The organism is Modestobacter versicolor (assembly GCF_041028285.1).
In the GTDB taxonomy this organism is placed as follows: domain Bacteria; phylum Actinomycetota; class Actinomycetes; order Mycobacteriales; family Geodermatophilaceae; genus Modestobacter; species Modestobacter versicolor_A.
Genome location: NZ_JABGDB010000005.1, coordinates 147,660 through 164,877, shown reverse-complemented (window position 1 = coordinate 164,877; position 17,218 = coordinate 147,660). Strand labels below are relative to the sequence as shown.

17 protein-coding genes are annotated in these 17,218 nt (G+C 74.2%); 8 read left to right on the top strand and 9 right to left on the bottom strand.

Annotated features, from left to right (window positions below; genetic code table 11):
* Positions 1-9 precede the first annotated feature (9 nt).
* The 5 genes from HL054_RS16915 to dnaA all read right to left on the bottom strand — a co-directional run bounded on the left by HL054_RS16915 (position 10) and on the right by dnaA (position 6,590).
* Positions 10-510, bottom strand: a complete 501-nt coding sequence (locus tag HL054_RS16915) for a DUF721 domain-containing protein (RefSeq protein WP_369140205.1) — start codon at positions 508-510, stop codon at positions 10-12.
* The gene (recF, locus tag HL054_RS16910) at positions 503-1,717 is read right to left on the bottom strand and encodes a DNA replication/repair protein RecF (RefSeq protein ID WP_369140204.1); all 1,215 of its coding nucleotides are present in this window, start codon (positions 1,715-1,717) and stop codon (positions 503-505) included. Before recF ends, HL054_RS16915 begins: the two co-directional genes overlap by 8 nt.
* 89 nt (positions 1,718-1,806) lie before the next feature.
* A complete protein-coding gene (gene gnd, locus HL054_RS16905) occupies positions 1,807-2,835 on the bottom strand; it encodes a phosphogluconate dehydrogenase (NAD(+)-dependent, decarboxylating) (RefSeq protein WP_440347952.1) in 1,029 nt (342 codons plus the stop codon).
* A 66-nt stretch (positions 2,836-2,901) separates the two neighbouring features.
* Positions 2,902-4,062: a DNA polymerase III subunit beta gene (gene dnaN, locus HL054_RS16900; protein ID WP_369140202.1), complete on the bottom strand. Its 1,161-nt coding sequence runs from the start codon at positions 4,060-4,062 to the stop codon at positions 2,902-2,904.
* 671 nt (positions 4,063-4,733) lie between these two features.
* Entirely contained in the window at positions 4,734-6,590 is a 1,857-nt protein-coding gene (gene dnaA / locus HL054_RS16895) for a chromosomal replication initiator protein DnaA (protein ID WP_369140201.1), read from the bottom strand.
* 691 nt (positions 6,591-7,281) lie between these two features.
* On the opposite strand from dnaA, the gene rpmH reads away from it, so the two are divergent.
* The 8 genes from rpmH (at position 7,282) to HL054_RS16855 (ending at position 13,053) form a co-directional block, all read left to right on the top strand.
* The gene (gene rpmH, locus HL054_RS16890; protein WP_222048395.1) at positions 7,282-7,419 is read left to right on the top strand and encodes a 50S ribosomal protein L34; all 138 of its coding nucleotides are present in this window, start codon (positions 7,282-7,284) and stop codon (positions 7,417-7,419) included.
* 1 nt (position 7,420) lies between these two features.
* Positions 7,421-7,813, top strand: a complete 393-nt coding sequence (gene rnpA / locus HL054_RS16885) for a ribonuclease P protein component (protein WP_369140200.1) — start codon at positions 7,421-7,423, stop codon at positions 7,811-7,813.
* A complete protein-coding gene (yidD, locus tag HL054_RS16880; protein WP_369140199.1) occupies positions 7,810-8,205 on the top strand; it encodes a membrane protein insertion efficiency factor YidD in 396 nt (131 codons plus the stop codon). Before rnpA ends, yidD begins: the two co-directional genes overlap by 4 nt.
* A 4-nt stretch (positions 8,206-8,209) precedes the next feature.
* The gene (yidC, locus tag HL054_RS16875; protein WP_369140198.1) at positions 8,210-9,292 is read left to right on the top strand and encodes a membrane protein insertase YidC; all 1,083 of its coding nucleotides are present in this window, start codon (positions 8,210-8,212) and stop codon (positions 9,290-9,292) included.
* Positions 9,293-9,385: 93 nt separating this feature from the next.
* The gene (locus HL054_RS16870) at positions 9,386-10,075 is read left to right on the top strand and encodes a Jag family protein (RefSeq protein WP_369140197.1); all 690 of its coding nucleotides are present in this window, start codon (positions 9,386-9,388) and stop codon (positions 10,073-10,075) included.
* Positions 10,072-10,785: a 16S rRNA (guanine(527)-N(7))-methyltransferase RsmG gene (gene rsmG / locus HL054_RS16865; protein WP_369140196.1), complete on the top strand. Its 714-nt coding sequence runs from the start codon at positions 10,072-10,074 to the stop codon at positions 10,783-10,785. Before HL054_RS16870 ends, rsmG begins: the two co-directional genes overlap by 4 nt.
* 68 nt (positions 10,786-10,853) lie before the next feature.
* Positions 10,854-11,927, top strand: coding sequence for a ParA family protein (locus tag HL054_RS16860; protein ID WP_369140195.1), 1,074 nt, complete (start codon positions 10,854-10,856; stop codon positions 11,925-11,927).
* A 157-nt stretch (positions 11,928-12,084) separates the two neighbouring features.
* Complete coding sequence (locus tag HL054_RS16855) at positions 12,085-13,053, top strand: ParB/RepB/Spo0J family partition protein (protein WP_369140194.1); 969 nt, start codon at positions 12,085-12,087, stop codon at positions 13,051-13,053.
* A 39-nt stretch (positions 13,054-13,092) separates the two neighbouring features.
* Here HL054_RS16855 and HL054_RS16850 read toward each other — a convergent pair whose 3' ends face one another.
* The 4 genes from HL054_RS16850 to trxA form a co-directional block, all read right to left on the bottom strand.
* Positions 13,093-14,082, bottom strand: a complete 990-nt coding sequence (locus HL054_RS16850) for a D-alanine--D-alanine ligase family protein (RefSeq protein WP_369140193.1) — start codon at positions 14,080-14,082, stop codon at positions 13,093-13,095.
* On the bottom strand, positions 14,079-15,485 hold the full coding sequence (locus HL054_RS16845) for an aminotransferase-like domain-containing protein (RefSeq protein ID WP_369140192.1): 1,407 nt from the start codon (positions 15,483-15,485) through the stop codon (positions 14,079-14,081). The genes HL054_RS16850 and HL054_RS16845 overlap by 4 nt, the downstream gene beginning before the upstream one ends.
* Before the next feature lie 46 nt (positions 15,486-15,531).
* The gene (locus HL054_RS16840; RefSeq protein ID WP_369140190.1) at positions 15,532-16,668 is read right to left on the bottom strand and encodes an N-acetylmuramoyl-L-alanine amidase; all 1,137 of its coding nucleotides are present in this window, start codon (positions 16,666-16,668) and stop codon (positions 15,532-15,534) included.
* A gap of 183 nt (positions 16,669-16,851) precedes the next feature.
* Positions 16,852-17,178 carry a thioredoxin gene (gene trxA / locus HL054_RS16835; protein WP_369140189.1) on the bottom strand — a complete coding sequence of 109 codons (327 nt, stop codon included), beginning with the start codon at positions 17,176-17,178 and terminating at the stop codon, positions 16,852-16,854.
* Positions 17,179-17,218 lie beyond the last annotated feature (40 nt).

The window sequence follows — 17,218 nt, the reverse complement described above, 5'->3', positions numbered from 1 at the left end:
TGCGGCTGGTCAGCCGTAGGTGTCGCGCGGTCCGCGGCCGCGGACCGTGCGCGGGCCCTTCTTCCAGCTGGGGGCCGTCGGACCGACAACGCGCAGCCTGGTCACGACGTCCCCGCCGACGCCGGTGCGCAGCTTGCCCAGGATGCTGGGTGCCAGCAGCCGGAGCTGGGTGGCCCAGGCGGTGGACTCCGCGACGACCAGCAGCTCGCCCTCGTTCAGCGACTCCGGCCGGCAGTGCGCGGCGATGTCCGGGCCGACCAGGGCGTCCCAGCGGCCGAACACCGCGCCCACCTTGGTCTGCGCCGTCCAGTCCTGCTGGCTGACCAGCGCGTCGACCAGCGAGCCGAAGAGCTGCGGGTCGTCGGCGCCCGGGCCGGGACCGGTCCATCGGCGGCGCGGGCCGGCGACCCGGCGGCGGGTGGGCTGCGGCCGGGCTGCCGATGCCGCACGGGCCGCGTCCAGCGCCGCACGGGCGATGTCCGAGGGCCGGGCCGGCCGTTCCTCAGCCACCGTCCACCTCCGTGCCGTCGTCCGTGCGCCCGTCGTCCGGGCGCCCGTCGTCCGCGTCGTCGCGCGGCAGGACCGTCAGGGTGCCAGCCGCGACCTGCACGCGGGTGCCGCGCAACGCCGCCGGGACGTCCTCGGCGACGGCGGCGGTGATCAGGGTCTGCTCCGCGCTGCCGGCGACCTCGGCCAGCGCCGACCGGCGGCCGGCGTCCAGCTCGGCGAAGACGTCGTCCAGCACCAGGACCGGGTCGTCCCCCTCGGCGCGCAGCAGCGCGAAGCAGGCCAGCTTCACCGCGAGCGCGAACGACCAGGACTCCCCGTGGCTGGCGTACCCCTTCGCCGGGGCCGGCCCCAGGTGCAGCACCAGGTCGTCGCGGTGCGGCCCGACCAGCGTGATGCCCCGGTCGACCTCGTCCTTGCGCCGTTCGGCCACCCGCTCGCGCAGCGCGGCGGCCAGCTCCTCGGCGCCCGGCAGCGGCCGGGCCGGGTCGACCGCCGAGCCGTCGCCGGCCAGCGGGACGGTCGAGCTGTAGCCCAGGGCCGCCCGGTCCGCGCCCGGGCCGGCCACCCCGGCGTAGGCGTCAGCCACGTAGGGCGCCAGGTCGGCGACCAGCCCGAGCCGGGCCGCCAGCAGCTGCCCGCCGAGCTCGGTGAGGTGGCCGTCCCAGACGTCCAGGGTGGCCAGCGCGTTGCCCCGGGCCAGCTTCGCCGTCTTGAGCAGGGCGTTGCGCTGCTTGAGCACCCGGTCGTAGTCGCTGCGCACCCCGGCCAGCCGCGGCGTGCGGCTGACCAGCAGGTCGTCGAGGAACCGGCGGCGCTCGGCCGGGTCGCCGCGCACCAGGGCGAGGTCCTCGGGGGCGAAGAGCACCGTCTTCACCAGGCCGAGCAGCTCGCGGGGCCGGGGCAGCGGCGCACGGTTGACCCGCACCCGGTTGGCCCGGCCGGGGTTGATCTCCACCTCGACGAGCAGCTCGCGCTCGTCCTTGCGCAGTGCCGCCCGAACCACCGCCTGGGTCGCCCCGTGCCGCACCAGCGGCCCGTCCGCGGACACCCGGTGGCTGGCCAGCGTGGCCAGGTAGCCGACCGCCTCGACCAGGTTGGTCTTGCCCTGGCCGTTGCGGCCGACGAGCACGGTCGGACCGGGCGTCAGCGCCAGGTCTGCCAGCTCCCAGCTGCGGAACTGGCCGACCTGCAGGTGCCGGAGGTACACGGCTCAGCGCCCAGGTGACGTAGTGGAACGGCCCCCTTGCAGGGCCCCGCCGCGAGCCTGCGAGTGGTGGGGGGCAAGGGGGCCCTTCGTCATGCCGGCTTCTCGGCCTCCTGGGCCCGGATGGCGTGCACCGCGTGCCCACCGAACTGGTTCCGCAGCGCGGCGACGGCCTTCATCGTCGGGGAGTCGTCCTGGCGCGAGGAGAACCGGGCGAACAGCGACGCGGCGATGGTCGGCATCGGGACGGCGTGCTCGATCGCCTGCTCGACGGTCCAGCGGCCCTCGCCGGAGTCCTCCGCGTAGCCGGTGATGCGCTCCAGGCCCGGGTCCTCGTCGAGCGCCCGGACCAGCAGGTCGAGCAGCCAGGAGCGGATGACGGTGCCCTGGGTCCAGGAGGCGACCACACCGGGGACGTCGTCGACCACGTCGGCGGCGGCCAGCAGCTCGTAGCCCTCGCCGTAGGCCTGCATCATCGCGTACTCGATGCCGTTGTGGACCATCTTCGAGAAGTGGCCCGCGCCGACCGGCCCGGCGTGCACGAAGCCCGCGCCCGGGTTCACCGGGGCGCCCTCGGCGGCCTCGGCCGGCGGCTTGAGCGCGTCGAAGACCGGCTGCACCTTGGCGACGTCGTCCTTGCTGCCGCCGACCATCAGCGCGTAGCCGTTCTCCAGGCCCCACACACCGCCGGAGACGCCGGCGTCGACGTAGCCGATGCCCTTCTCGGCCAGCTCGTCGGCGTGCACCTTGTCGTCGGTGAACTTGGAGTTGCCGCCGTCGACGACCACGTCGCCGGGGCTCAGCAGCTCACCGAGCGCGCGGACCGTGGAGCGGGTCGGGTCCCCCGCCGGGACCATCACCCAGACGACGCGCGGGGCCTCGAGGGCGCCGACGAGGGCCTCCAGGCTGTCCACGTCGCGCTTGCCCGACGAGTGGTCGTAGCCGACCACCTCGTGACCGGCGCGGCGGACCCGCTCGGCCATGTTGCCGCCCATCTTGCCCAGCCCGACCAACCCCAGCTGCACGTCAGCTCCCTCAGCTCTCGATGTCTCGCTCGTGTGCCGCGTGCTCGCGGCAGCTCCCGGTGTGGCGCGCAACGCTGCGGGCTCCTCGGCCACCATCGTGCTCGCCCCGCCGGGGCAGCGCACAGCGGGGGCCGGTGACCTCCCGCGGCGGGGTGCTCCGGCTCAGCCGGGGAGGCGCACCGGCATGATCAGGTAGCGGTAGCTGCCGGGCCGCTCGGCCGGCCGGCCGCCGTCGCCGTCGTCGCCCGCGGGCTCGGCGACACCGGAGAGCACCGCGGGCTTGAGCGCGGTGGTGAAGTCCATCCGGGCCCGGTCGGTGTGCACCGCGGCCAGCCCGTCGAGCAGGAACGTCGGGTTGAAGCCGATGGTGAGCGGGTCGCCGTCGAACTCGACGTCGCAGCGCTCCTCGGCCTGGCCCTCGTCGTCCGTGCCGCCGGCGCGGAGCGTCACCTGGCCGGAGGTGAACTCGCAGCGCAGCGGCGTGCCGCGCTCGGCGACCAGCGCCACCCGCTTGGCGGCGTCGGTGAACAACCCGACCGGCAGGCTGGCGAACGACGAGGACTCGCTCGGCATGATCGCCCGGTACTTGACGAACTCGGCGTCCAGCAGCCGGGTGGTGGTCTGCCGGTCCTTGCCCGACAGGCCGAGGATCCCCTCGCCGGAGCCACCGGAGGACAGCGACAGCGTCACCTCGGGCCCGCTGGTGAGGGTCTTCGCGGCGTCGGCCAGCGTGCGGGCCGGCACCAGGACGGCGGCCGACAGCCCCGGGGTCTCCGGCCGCCAGGCGAACTCGCGCACCGCGAGCCGGTACCGGTCGGTGGCGGCCAGGGTCACCAGGTCGTCCTCGATCTCCAGCCGGACACCGGTGAGCATCGGCAGGGTGTCGTCCCGGCCGGCGGCGACCGCGACCTGGCTGACCGCCTCGGCGAAGGCGTCGCTGTCGACGGTGCCGGCGGTGGAGGGCAGCGAGGGGAGCGACGGGTAGTCCTCGACCGGCAGGGTCGGCAGGCTGAACTTGGCGTTGCCGCAGCTGATCGCCAGCCGGGCGCCCTCGGCGACGACGTCGACCGGGTGCGGCGGCAGGGCGCGGGTGATCTCGGCGAGCAGGCGGCCCGGCACCAGCGTCCGGCCGCCCTCGCTGCCCTGGACGTCGACCTCGGACCGCGCCGAGACCTCGTAGTCGAAGCCGGAGACCGCCAGCTGGTTGCCCTCGACCTCCAGCAGGATCCCGGCCAGCACCGGCACCGACGGCCGCGGCGGGAGGCTGCGTGCCGTCCAGGCCACCGCCTCGGCGAGCACCTCTCGTGCCACCCGGAACTTCATCTCTGGCCACCCCTTGCTGGTGTGCACTGCTCGTCCGCACCGGCTCGTCCGGTGCGGGGTGCGGCGCCCATCCTGCCCCGAGGGCCCCCCTGCCTGGCCAGCCCCATCTGCGAGAGCACCGCTCTGCCGCAGCGTCCCCACCCAGAGTGTGGTTCAAGGACACCCTGGGAGAAGTACTCCATCTTCCTCATCACGGCTGTGCACTCTGGGGATCGAGCCCCTTCCTGCTGCTCAGACCCCGAACGGCCCTGTTGGCCCGCTGTGGGCAGGTGACCGTCCCCCTGTGTCGACACGTGGACAACTCGACGTCCGTGCACCGTCACCGGGCCCTCTCCACCCTCCGTCCCCCCTCCACCCGCAGCGTCGTCCCCACCCCGTGGGCAGCGACGCGGGTGTCCACCGGCCTCGGTGGGCGACTTGTGGACACGGCGGGGACGACGGTGGGCAGCCGCCGGGACCCGGGGTGGACGGACCCGCGGGCGTGCGGCTGAGCAGCACGTGGACCTGCGGACGGCGGCCGGCGTCGGTCATCCCCAACCTGTGCACAGAACTGGGGACAAGGCGACATCACCACCCGGTGACCGGGTGACCCGCCAGCCCGTCGCCGTGTCCCGCCGACCTCGGAGGCGGCCCGGGACCGTGCGGTCCCGGGCGCGTCGGTGTCGCTCCGGTCAGGAGCGGGCGCGGCTCTTGATCCGGGCGGTCAGCTCGGTGACCTGGGTGTACGTCGCCCGGCGCTCGCTCATCAGGCCGGTGATCTTCTTGACCGCGTGCATGACCGTGGTGTGGTCCTTGCCGCCGAAGGAGGCGCCGATCCGGGGCAGGGACAGCTCGGTGAGCTCACGGCACAGGTACATGGCGATCTGCCGGGCGTTGACCAGCGTGCGGCTGCGGTTGGAGCCCTGCAGCTCCTCCATCGTCACGGAGAAGTACTCCGCGGTGGCGGCCATGATGATCGCCGCGGTGATCTGCGGGCCCTGCTCGTCGCTGATCAGGTCCTTGAGCACCAGCTCGGCCAGCGCCAGGTCGACCGGCTGCTTGTTCAGGCTGGCGAAGGCGGTGACCCGGATCAGCGCGCCCTCGAGCTCGCGGATGTTGGTCTGCACCTTGCTGGCGATGAACTCCAGCACCGCGTCGGGCGCCTGCAGCCGCTCGCCCCACGCCTTCTTGCGCAGGATCGCGATCCGGGTCTCCAGGTCCGGGGCCTGGACGTCGGTGATGAGGCCCCACTCGAACCGGGTCCGCAGCCGGTCCTCCAGCGTCGTCAGCTTCTTCGGCGCCCGGTCGGAGGTGATGACGATCTGCTTGCTGGCGTTGTGCAGCGTGTTGAAGGTGTGGAAGAACTCCTCCTGGGTGCGCTCGGCGCGCTCCAGGAACTGGATGTCGTCGATCAGCAGGAAGTCGATGTCCCGGTAGCGACGGCGGAAGTCCTCGGCCCGGCCGGAGTGCACCAGGTTGATGAACTCGTTGGTGAACTCCTCGGTGCTGACGTACCGCACGCGCACGTTGGGGAACATCCGCGCCGCGTAGTGGCCGATCGCGTGCAGCAGGTGGGTCTTGCCCAGCCCGGAGTCGCCGTAGATGAACAGCGGGTTGTAGGCCCGGGCCGGCGCCTCGGCGACCGCCACGGCGGCGGCGTGGGCGAACCGGTTGCTGTTGCCGATCACGAAGCTGTCGAAGACGTACTTCGCGTTCAGCCCCGGGTCCAGACCGGCCGGACGGCGGTCGGCGAACAGCGGGACGGCGCCCTGGCCCCGGCTCCCGCGGTCGGCCGGACGGCGGTCGTCGACCGGGCCCCGGCCGGTGGAGGGGTCGCCGGGGCCGTCGGACTCCCGGTCCCACGGCGCCAGGCGCGGCTGGACGCCGACGCCGGGGCCGCTGTCCCCGGCCGGCCACTCCCCCAGGCCCTCCGGGGCGGCCTGGCCGCGGGACCAGTCGCGGCCGTCGCCGGACTCCGGCAGCCACGCCTCGGCGCGGGCGGCGTCGGCGCGCACCCCGAAGGCGCTGCGCCCGTCGTCGACCCGGTCCCGGTCGGCCCGGTCCTCGGCGGCGCGGTCGTGCGCGGCGCGCTCCCGGGCGGCGAGCTCCTGGGAGGCGCGGTCGTGGTCGATCCGGTCCTGGGTCAGCCGGTCCTGGGCGACCCGCTCGTCGGCCGACCAGTCCGGGGACTGGCCCACCGGCCCGGGGCGCTCGCGGTCGGCGGGGGCCCAGCGGCGGTCGTCGGGCTCCTCGGACCTGCGGGACGGCGCGGCCGGCTCAGGGGCGGGCGGCACGTCCTCCAGCTGCACGGCGACCCGGATGGAGCGGCCGAACTCGGCCGACAGCGCCTCCGCCAGCTGCATCCGCATGCGGGACTCGAGGACGGTCTGGGTGAACTCGTTCGGCGCGGCCAGCACGGCGGTGTCCTCGACCAGGCCCAGCGGACGGGTCAGGTTCAGCAGCGCGTTCTGCTGCGGGGACAGGCTGGTGGCGAGCCGTTCGCGGATCTGGTCCCAGACCGTCGCCAGGTCGACCGGAGAGTCGGCCATCGACTGTGTCCCTTCCCGTGCCTTCTGTCGTCGCTCCGCAGCCGCCGTCCACAGGTGGGGACGGGTGCGCGCGGCCCGCTGGGTCCCCCGTCCGGTCCCCAGCTGTGGACGTCCGTGGGCAGGTGCGTCCACAAGAGTGTCCACAGTCTGTGCACGCCCGGCGACAGGTGGTCCGGTGGCCAGGGGTGCCGGCCGCCGGATCAGGTGTCGTCGCTGGTCGGCGCCCCGTGCGGGCGTCGCGGGAAGAGGTGCTGGACCGGCGGGACGACGGGGTCGGCGTACGAACCGGCCACCATCTGTCCAACGCGGAGCGACGGGGACGCTAACAGCTGGATCCACAGCCCGGCAACGACGTCGACCAGCTGTCCCGGCCGTCCCCCGGCGTGTCCTGCCGCCGACCGGGGTGCGACGGTGCACCATGCACGGTCCGGTCAGCACCGGTGGGGACCGCAGCCGGCCGCAGAGCCCGGTGCGCCTCGGCTATGCTGGTCGGAGTCTGTGCACAGGACCTGGCGCCCGCCTGCCTCTCGCGAGGTGGCGCCGTTGTCCCGGGCACGGCAGACCAGCCTCGGGTACGGGTGCCGGTCGGGAGGCCCGCAGCACCATCGGGCCGACGACCTGCCCGTCCCCGCGAGTGCGGAGCCCGCCCGGGCCCGCGCCGCACCGACGTCGTCAGCAGTGGGAGTCCCTCGTGAGCAAGCGCACGTTCCAGCCGAACAACCGTCGCCGGTCCAAGACCCACGGCTTCCGGCTGCGGATGCGCACCCGGGCCGGGCGCGCCATCCTCGCCGCCCGCCGTGGCAAGGGTCGCGACAAGCTCTCCGCCTGAGGTGCTGCCTGCGCAGGCACGCCTGCGCCGGCGGCCGGAGTTCACCGCGGTGGTGCGGTCCGGCCGGCGCGCCGGGCGTCCGACCCTGGTGCTGCACTACCTCCCCGAACGGCCCGTCGCCCGTGCCGGGGGTCCGCTGGACCCCGGGACCGGGCCGCGGGCCGGTTTCGTCGTCGGCAGGTCGGTGGGCAACTCCGTCTGCCGCCACCGGGTGACCCGCCAGCTGCGGCACCTCGTCGGTGCCCAGCTGCACCGGCTGCCGCCCACCGCCGACCTCGTGGTCCGGGCCCGTCCCGAGGCCGCCGGGGCCGGCTCGGCCGTCCTCGGCCGCGACCTCGACAAGGGCCTGGACCGGCTGCTCGGCGACCGCGCGCCGCGGGCGCCCCGCCCGTGACCAGCCCCGTCGGCCGCGGCCTGCTCGCCGTCGTCCGCTTCTACCAGCGGGCCATCAGCCCCGCGTTCCCCCCGCGCTGCCGGTTCGAGCCCAGCTGCAGCGCCTACGCGGCCGAGGCCCTCGAGGTGCACGGCGCGGCGCGGGGCAGCTGGCTGGCCGTCCGCCGGCTGGCGAAGTGCGCGCCCTGGCACCCCGGCGGCGTCGACCTCGTGCCGCCGCCGCCCCCGGGCGGCCGGCGCGCCGGAACCGCAGAGCCGACCCGCTCGTCGAGCACAGCGGCGCCGGACCCCACGACCCCCCAGGTGCCGGTGGCCGACGACGACCGTCGTCGCCACGGTGCCACCCCGCCGGCCTCGAGCCGGTCAGCGCAGCAGGAGGCCGGCGTTGCTTGACTGGATGTACACCGCGATCGCGTGGGTGATGAAGCAGTGGCACTCGCTGTTCTCCACCTTCCTCGACCCGGCGGGCGGCATCACCTGGGCGCTGTCGATCGTCTTCCTGGTCGTCACCATCCGGATCCTGCTGTTCCGGCTGTTCGTCAAGCAGGTCAAGTCCCAGCGCGCGATGCAGGAGATCCAGCCGGAGATCCAGAAGCTGCGCAAGCAGTACGGGGCCGACAAGCAGGGCTTCAGCCAGGCGATGATGGCGCTGCAGAAGGAGCGCGGGGTGAACCCGCTGGCCGGCTGCCTGCCGCTGCTCCCGCAGATCCCGGTCTTCCTCTCGCTGTTCCACGTGCTGCGCCGCCTCGCCCCGGGCAAGGACGGGCTCTACAGCTGGGACGACGCCCTCACCGACCAGGCGGCCAAGGCCGACCTCTTCGGTGCGCCGATCTCCTCGTCGTTCAACATGGACGGCGCCAAGGCCGACGCGATCCTGGCGCTGCCCGGCGTCACCACGACCAGCATCCGGATCGTCGCCTTCGCGCTGATCGTAATCATGTGCGCGACGACCTTCTTCACCCAGAAGCAGATCATGAAGCGCTCCGGGCCGGTCGAGGGCCAGGCGGCCATGGTGCAGAAGCTGCTGCTCTACGGCATGCCGATCAGCCTCTTCGTGTCCGGCTTCTTCTTCCCGGTCGGCGTGCTGCTGTACTGGTTCACCAACAACCTGTGGACCCTCGGCCAGCAGTTCTACATCCTCAAGAAGCTGCCGCCGCCCGGGTCCCCGGCCGCGCTGGCCAAGGCCGCCGTCGACAAGCCGCAGGTCGACCCGAAGACGCTCGCGCCCAAGCCCGGCGCGAAGCCGGTCCGCCCGAAGCCCGGCCGGCCGGCCACCGTGGGCCCGACCTCGACCGTGGACGCCGACGGCAGCCCGGTGGAGGGCACCGTCGTCGACGGCGTCCCGGGCGGGGCGTCGGACGGCGCGGTCCCGGGCTCGGCCAACGGCCGCCCCGGCGGCGGCAACCGGCCACGGACCGGCTCCACGGGCAGCCGGTCGGCGCCGGGGCCGGCCAACCGCGGCAAACGCAAGCGCCGCTGACCGGCGCGGGCACCCCGGGCAGCGCCTGCGGTGCGCCCGCCCCTCTCGACCACCGGGCTCGCCCCGGCCGCCTGCACGACTTGGAGGACCCCCGTGAGTGCACCCGAGAACCACACCGACACCGTGGCGACGGCCGAGGCCACCTCGGACGCGGTGCTGCCGCAGACCGGTGGCAGCGGTGACCCCGCCCTGCCCGACGCGGACGCCGCCTCCGCCGACGCGGTGGTGGAGCCGGTCGACGTCGAGGACGACGACGACGACGAGGACGAGGACACCGACGACGACACCGACGACGACACCGCGGACGACGCGGTGGGCGGCGAGCGCCTGCTCGTCCGCGAGGGCGACGTGGCCGGTGACTACCTCGAGCGGCTGCTGGACATCCTGGACGTCGACGGGGACATCGACCTCGACGTCGAGGGCGACCGCGCCTCCGTGGCGGTCGTCGGCGGGCAGCTGAAGACCCTCATCGGGCCGGACGGCGCCACCCTCGAGGCCCTGCAGGAGCTGACCCGGCTCGCCGTGGCCCAGTCCACCGGGGTCCGCAGCCGGCTGATGCTCGACATCGGCGGTTTCCGGGCCAAGCGCCGGGCCGACCTGACCGACCTCGCCTCGGCCGCCGCGGAGCGGGTGGCCGGCAGCGGGCAGCCCGAGCGGCTCGCGGCGATGAACCCGTTCGAGCGCAAGGTGGTGCACGACGTCATCGCCGCCGCGTCCGGCGTGCACAGCGAGTCGGAGGGCGAGGAGCCGAACCGCCGCGTCGTGGTCCTGCCCGACCGGTGAGCGAGGCAGGTCCGCCCGCCGACCGGGCTCCAGACCAGATCCGAGACCATCTGGTTCCGGAAGCGCCGGCCGCCGCAGCAGCGGTCTTCGGGGCGGCGCTGGACACGGCCACCCGGTACGTCGGCATGCTGGCCGGCGACGGCGTCGTCCGTGGGCTGATCGGGCCGCGCGAGGTGCCCCGGCTCTGGGAGCGGCACGTGCTGAACAGCGCCGCGCTCGCCGAGGCGGTGCCGGCCGGCGCGCGGGTGGTCGACGTCGGCAGCGGGGCCGGCCTGCCGGGCATCCCGCTCGGGCTCGCCCGGCCGGACGTCACGCTGACGCTGGTCGAGCCGATGGCCCGCCGGGTGGAGTTCCTGCAGGACGTCGTCGAGGCGCTGGACGCACCCTGGCGGATCATCCGCGGCCGCGCCGAGGAGCGTTCCGTCGTCCGGGCGGTGGGTCCGGTCGACGTCGTCACCGCCCGGGCGGTCGCACCGCTCCCCCGGCTGGTGGGCTGGTGCCGGGGGCTGCTGAGCCCGGGCGCCCAGCTGGTCGCCCTCGTCGGCGCGAAGGCGGCGGCGGAGGTCCCCTCGCTGGTGCCCGAGCTGGAGGCCGCCGGCATGCGCGACGTCCACACGCGGGCCGTCGGTGTCGAGCTGGGGTCGGCAGCCACTACCGTGGTGGTCATGACGCGCGGGGGTATGCCACGGCCCGCGCGGTCGACGGGTTGAGCGGTCCCGTTCCACGTGGAACACCGGTGCCGTTCCACGTGGAACACGGCCGTGAGGAGGAAGCTGGCATGACGAACCCGGGCGAGCGGCTGCGCAACAGCCTCGCCGCCGACCAGGCTGTCACCGCCGACTTCGACAGCCCGATCGCCATGGAGGCGATGCGGGCGACCCGGGTGCTGCACGCGGCGGACCAGGACCCCTTCCCCGCGCCGGGGCGGATCCGGGTGGTCACCATCGCCAACCAGAAGGGCGGCGTCGGGAAGACCACCTCCACGGTGAACATGGGCGTCGCCCTGGCGATGTACGGCCTGCGGACCCTGGTCATCGACCTCGACCCGCAGGGCAACACCAGCACGGCGCTGGGAGTCGAGCACACGGTCGGGACGCCGTCGATCTACGACGCCCTGATCGGGGACAACACCCTCGCCGAGGTCACCCACCCGACGACGGCGAGCCCGAACCTCTTCTGCGTGCCGGCGACGATCGACCTGGCCGGCGCGGAGATCGAGCTGGTCTCCGTCGTCGCGCGCGAGCACCGGCTGCGCCGCTCGATCGAGGCGTACCTGCACGAGCTCCCGGCCGAGCAGCGCCCGCACTACGTGCTCATCGACTGCCCGCCCTCGCTGGGGCTGCTCACCCTCAACGCCCTGGTGGCCGGCGACGAGGTGCTCATCCCGATCCAGTGCGAGTACTACGCGCTGGAGGGCCTGGGCCAGCTCCTGTCCAACATCGACCTGGTCCGGGCGCACCTCAACCCGGGCATCTCGGTGAGCACCATCCTGCTCACCATGTACGACGGCCGGACCAAGCTCGCCGACCAGGTGGCCGACGAGGTCCGCAACCACTTCGGCGACCTGGTCCTGACCGCGGTGATCCCCCGCAACGTCCGGGTGAGCGAGGCGCCCGGCTACGGGCAGTCCGTGCTGACCTACGACCCGGGTTCCCGGGGGTCGACCAGCTACGTCGAGGCCGCGCGGGAGTTCGCCCACCGCGGGGTGGGGCTGCCGCCGACCGTGCAGGCACCGGCGAAGGCGCCGCCGCCCCCGCCGGTGGCCACTCCCCCGGCTCCGCCGTCGGTCGCCGCGCTCGTGCTCGGGCAGCCGGCCACCACCCCGGCCGCACGCGGGCGGCACGCCACGTGACCACGCCGCGCACCACCGACACCGCCCCGCCGCGCCTGCGGCACCAGGGCACCTGCGAGGAGGACCTGTGACGAAGCGCGGCGGTCTCGGCCGGGGCCTGGCGGCCCTCATCCCCACCAGCGCACCCGCTCCGGCGCCTGCCCCGGTCGAGCCGCCCGTGGCCGCTGAGGCTGCCGGGACGGCTGAGGCGGCCGGGGCGGTGGCGGTCGAGCAGACCGGGGCCGCTCCCCCGGCGGCCCACTACGGCCGGACGGCGTCCCTGCTGGAGCTGCCGTCCCGGGTGCTGGAGGAGGTCGCCGGCGTCCCCGGGGCCTACCTGCGCGAGGTACCGGTGGGCGACGTCGTCCCCAACCCCAAGCAGCCGCGGCAGGTCTTCGACGACGAGGCGCTCGAGGAGCTCACCCACTCGGTGCGCGAGTTCGGCCTGCTGCAGCCGATCGTCGTCCGCGAGGGCGCGAACGGGCAGTACGAGCTGATCATGGGCGAGCGCCGGCTGCGCGCCTCCCGGGCCGCCGGGCTGGAGACGGTGCCGGCGATCGTCCGGGACACCGGCGACGACGCCATGCTGCGCGACGCGCTGCTGGAGAACATCCACCGGGTGCAGCTGAACCCGCTGGAGGAAGCGGCCGCCTACCAGCAGCTGCTGGAGGAGTTCGGCGCCACCCACGAGGAGTTGGCCAGCAAGATCGGCCGGAGCCGCTCACAGGTCACCAACACCATCCGGCTGATGAAGCTGCCGGTGAAGGTGCAGACCCGGGTCGCGGCGGGGGTGATCTCGGCCGGCCATGCCCGCGCGCTGCTGGGCCTGCCGGACGCCGAGGCGCAGGACGCCCTGGCCACCCGCATCGTCGCCGAGGGCATGTCGGTGCGGGCCACCGAGGAGGCGGTCGCCATGGCCGTCGCCGAGAGCCCCACCGCAGCCCGCCGGTCGACCCGCAAGATCACCGCGCCCGGGGTCGAGGACCTCGCGGGACGGCTGTCCGACGTCTTCGAGACGAAGGTCAAGGTCCAGATCGGCCGGGCCAAGGGCCGCATCGTGGTGGAGTTCGGCTCGGTCGACGACCTGCAGCGGATCGTCGGCATGATGGCCCCGGACATCACCGGACGGTCGAACGGCCAGCAGTAGCACCGCAACACCCGGTTCCGTCACTGACGGAACCGGGTGTCAGGCCTCCGGGTGTGCGGCGCGGGCCAGCAGCCGGCCCAGCACGTCACCGAGGCGGTAGCCGGCCGCCTCGACGGCCATCGGGAACATCGACGTCTCGGTCAGCCCCGGGGAGACGTTCACCTCGAGGAAGTGCACCTCGCCGTCGGGGGTGACGATGGCGTCGGTGCGGGAGAGCCCGGCCAGGCCCAGCACCTCGTGCACCCGCAGCGCCACCTCGCGCGCCCGGGCGGCCACCGCGTCGGACACCCGCGCCGGTGCGTGGTACTCGGTGAGCCCCGGGGTGTACCGGGAGGTGTAGTCGAAGACGCCGGACTCCGGCGCGATCTCCACCGCCGGCAGCGCCTCCGGGCCGTTGCCCAGGTCGACGACGGACAGCGCGAGCTCCACGCCGTCGACGAAGCGCTCGACCATCACCGTGTCGCCGTAGGCGAAGCAGCTGACCATCGCCGCCGGGAGGTCCTCCACCCGGCTGACCTTCTGAACCCCCAGCGCGGAGCCGCCGGACGCCGGCTTGACCATCAGCGGCAGCCCGAGCCGGGCGACGATCAGGTCGAGCACGGCGCCGGCGCCGAGCTCGCGGAAGGTGCTGTGCGGCAGCGCGACCCAGTCCGGCGTCGAGACCCCGGCCGAGCGCACGACCGACTTGGCCGCCGGCTTGTCCCACGCCAGCCGACAGGCGGCGGCGGGTGACCCGACGTAGGGCACGCCGGCCAGGTCCAGCACGGCCCGCAGGGCGCCGTCCTCGCCGGTGGCGCCGTGCAGGGCGATGAAGACGGCGTCCACCGGGGTGGCGGACAGCCCGGGCAGCAGCCCGGCGTCCGCGTCGTGCAGCTCTGCCTCCACCCCGGCCCGGGTGAGCGCCTCGACGACCTGCCCGCCGGAGTTGATGCTCACCTCCCGCTCGAAGGTGAGCCCGCCGGCGAGCACCAGGGCGCGCAGCGGGTCGGTCCGGGGGGCCTGCACCGGTGCGGCGGCCGGCTCGCTCATGGCTGGCTGTCCTCGTCTGCGTTGGCCGGTCCGATGACCGGCGGGGGCGGGGCGGAGACCGCGCGGAAGGTGCCGGTGTCCACCGCGTCGAAGGTGGAGTGCAGGTCCAGCTCGGCCTCGATGACCCGGGCCAGCCGGCGGACGCCCTCGCGGATCCGGTCGGGTTCGGGGTAGCAGTAGGACAGCCGCATGTACTCACGGCCCTGCCCGTCGGCGTAGAACCCGATGCCGGGCACGTAGGCGACGTGGGCGGCGACCGCGCGCGGCTGCATCAGCTTGGCGTCCAGCCCGTGCGGCAGCTTCAGCCACACGTAGAACCCGCCGTCCGGCCGGGTCCAGGTGGTGCCCGGCGGCATGAGGGCGGTCAGCGACTCCAGGGTGGCGTCCCGACGCTCGCGGTAGAGCTCGGTGAACACCTTGATCTGCTCGCGCCACGGCTGGGTGTCCAGGTACCGGGCGACGGCGTACTGGGTCAGCGACGGCGGGCAGAGCACCTGCGCCTCGGTCGCCAGCACCAGCTTCTCCCGGACGGCGAGCGGGGCCAGCACCCAGCCGACCCGCAGGCCCGGGGAGAACGTCTTGGAGAACGAGCCGAGGTAGATGACCCGGTCCTCGTTGCGGGCCCGTAGCGCGCGCATCGGCTCGTGGTCGAAGCCGAGCAGGCCGTAGGGGTTGTCCTCGATCACCAGCAGGTCGTACTGGTCGGCGATCGCTACGATCTGCTCCCGCCGCGGCTCGGAGAGCGTGACGCCGGCCGGGTTGTGGAAGTTGGGCACCGTGTAGAGGAACTTCACCCGGTCGCCGCGGGCCCGGCACTCCAGCAGCGCCTGCTCCAGCGCCTCCGGGATGAGCCCGTGCTCGTCCATGGCGACGTGCCGGACGGTCGCCTGGGCGGCCTGGAAGACCCCGAGCGCACCCACGTAGGACGGCGCCTCGGCCAGGATCACGTCGCCGGGGTCGACGAACACGCGGGTGACGAGGTCCAGGCCCTGCTGCGAGCCGACGGTGACGACGACCTCGCTGGCCCGGGCGTCGGTGATGCCCTCGAGGGCCATCACGTCGCAGATCCGCTCCCGCAGCCGCGGGTCGCCCTGGCCGGAGCCGTACTGCAGGGTCTGCGCGCCCATGCCGGAGACGAGCTCACCGATCATCGAGCCCACGGCGTCCAGCGGAAGGGCGGTGACCGCGGGCATGCCACCGGCCAGCGAGACGACCTCGGGGCGGCTGACCACGGAGAACAGCGCCCGGATCTCCGAGCTCTTCATCCCGTGGGTGCGTGCTGCGTACCGGTCCGCCAGGGGGTCCAGCCGCGGGTGGCGCGGGGAGACGTGCGGGGACGCACCGCTGGAGTACGCCCCGGCCTGACCGGTTCCGACCGCTGGGTCGGGCACAGGAGGGGTCACCCTGGGGAGTGTAAGCCGCCGGGGTGCCCGACCCGTGCACCCCGGGCTACACGGTGGGGGAGCTCAGCCGGGGCGGGAGCAGGAAGGTGCCGGTCGGCGGGTCGGCCTCGGCGGGCAGGAACAGCCGCTGGACGGCGGCGACGACGGCCTGGGCGACCGTGCTCCGCAGCCGGGCGTCGAGCAGCAGCAGCCGGTCGACCGGGTGGGAGAGGTAGCCGCAGTCGATCCGGACGGCGGGCATCCGGGTCATCCGCAGGATGTCCCAGGTCTTCGGGTGCGAGCCGCAGTCGAGCATCCCGGTGCGGGCGATGACCTCGCGGCGGACCAGGTTGGCGAACTGCTCACCGACCGTGGAGCTCGCCCCGGACCCGGTGCCGTAGTAGTAGCTGGCCACCCCGCGGGCGTGCGCGGAGCCGTGCGCCTCCATGTGCAGGGAGAGGAACAGGTCGGCGCGGGCCTGGTTGGCGAAGGCGGTGCGGTCGCCGACGTCGGGGTCGCCGGTGCGGCCGCGGGTCAGGTAGACGGTCGCGCCGGCCGCGGCCAGCCGGCCCTCGATCCGGGAGGCGAGGTCGAAGACCAGGTCGGACTCGGTGGTCTCCCCCGCGGTGTAGCCGGTGTCCCCGCCGCCGTGCCCGGGGTCGACGACGATGACCCGGCCGATCAGGTGCGAACCGGACTCGACCATCGACGCGCTCTGCCGCAGCAGCTGGGGACGGCCACCGGTGACCCGCCGGCCCAGCTGCTTGAGCGCCCGCAGGGTGGCCGGGCCGCAGGTGCCGTCGGCGGTGAGGCCGTAGTCGCGCTGGAAGCTGCGCAGCCCCTGTTCGGTCTCCGCGCCGAGGATGCCGTCGGCGCGGCCGGCGTCGTAGCCGAGCTCGAGCAGCAGCTCCTGCAGCCGGCGGACGTCGTCGCCGCGGGCCGGGTGGTCGGGGTCGTGGCGGAGCAGCCGGTCGCCCAGCGACCACCGCGCCTCGTGCAGCGCCCGGTAGGTCTCGTCGCCGACGCGCCCGTCGACCGAGAGCCCGCGCACCTGCTGGAAGTGCCGGACGGCGAGCTCGGTGGCCTGGTCGAACGCGGCGGGCACCGGCTGCGCCGGGTCGCCGTCCAGCAGGCCGAGGGAGCGGAGCACCGTCTGCACCTCGGCCACGGCGGGGCCGGTGCTGCCGGGTCGCAGGACGTCCATGCGGAGGTCGCGCTCCTGTCGTCTGAGGGGGGACGGGAAGTCGTCAGCACGATTGTGGCTGGTGCCCGCCAGCGGTGCTCGCACGGGGGCCGGGGAACGACGAGGCCCGCCCGTCCAGCAGGACGGGCGGGCCTCGGTGTCGACTCCTCGCAGGCGCCGGCCGGCGGTGCGCCGGCCGGGCCCTTACAGGTAGTCGGAGAGGTCGGACAGGATGGCGCCCTTGGGCTTGGCGCCGATGATGCTCTTGACCGGCTTGCCGCCCTGGAAGACGGTCATCGTCGGGATCGACATGACCTGGTAGTCGCGGGCGATCTGCGGGTTCTCGTCGATGTTGAGCTTCGCGATCGTGAGCTTGTCCGCGTGCTCCGCGGCGATCTCCTCGAGCACGGGGGCGACCATCTTGCACGGCCCGCACCACTCGGCCCAGAAGTCGACCAGCACGGGCTTGTCGCTGCCCAGGACGTCGCTGGCGAAGCTGGCGTCGGTGACGGTCACGGTGTTGCCTGCCATGAGGTGCTCCCTGTGGTTGCTCAGTGGTCCGACGGGTGGA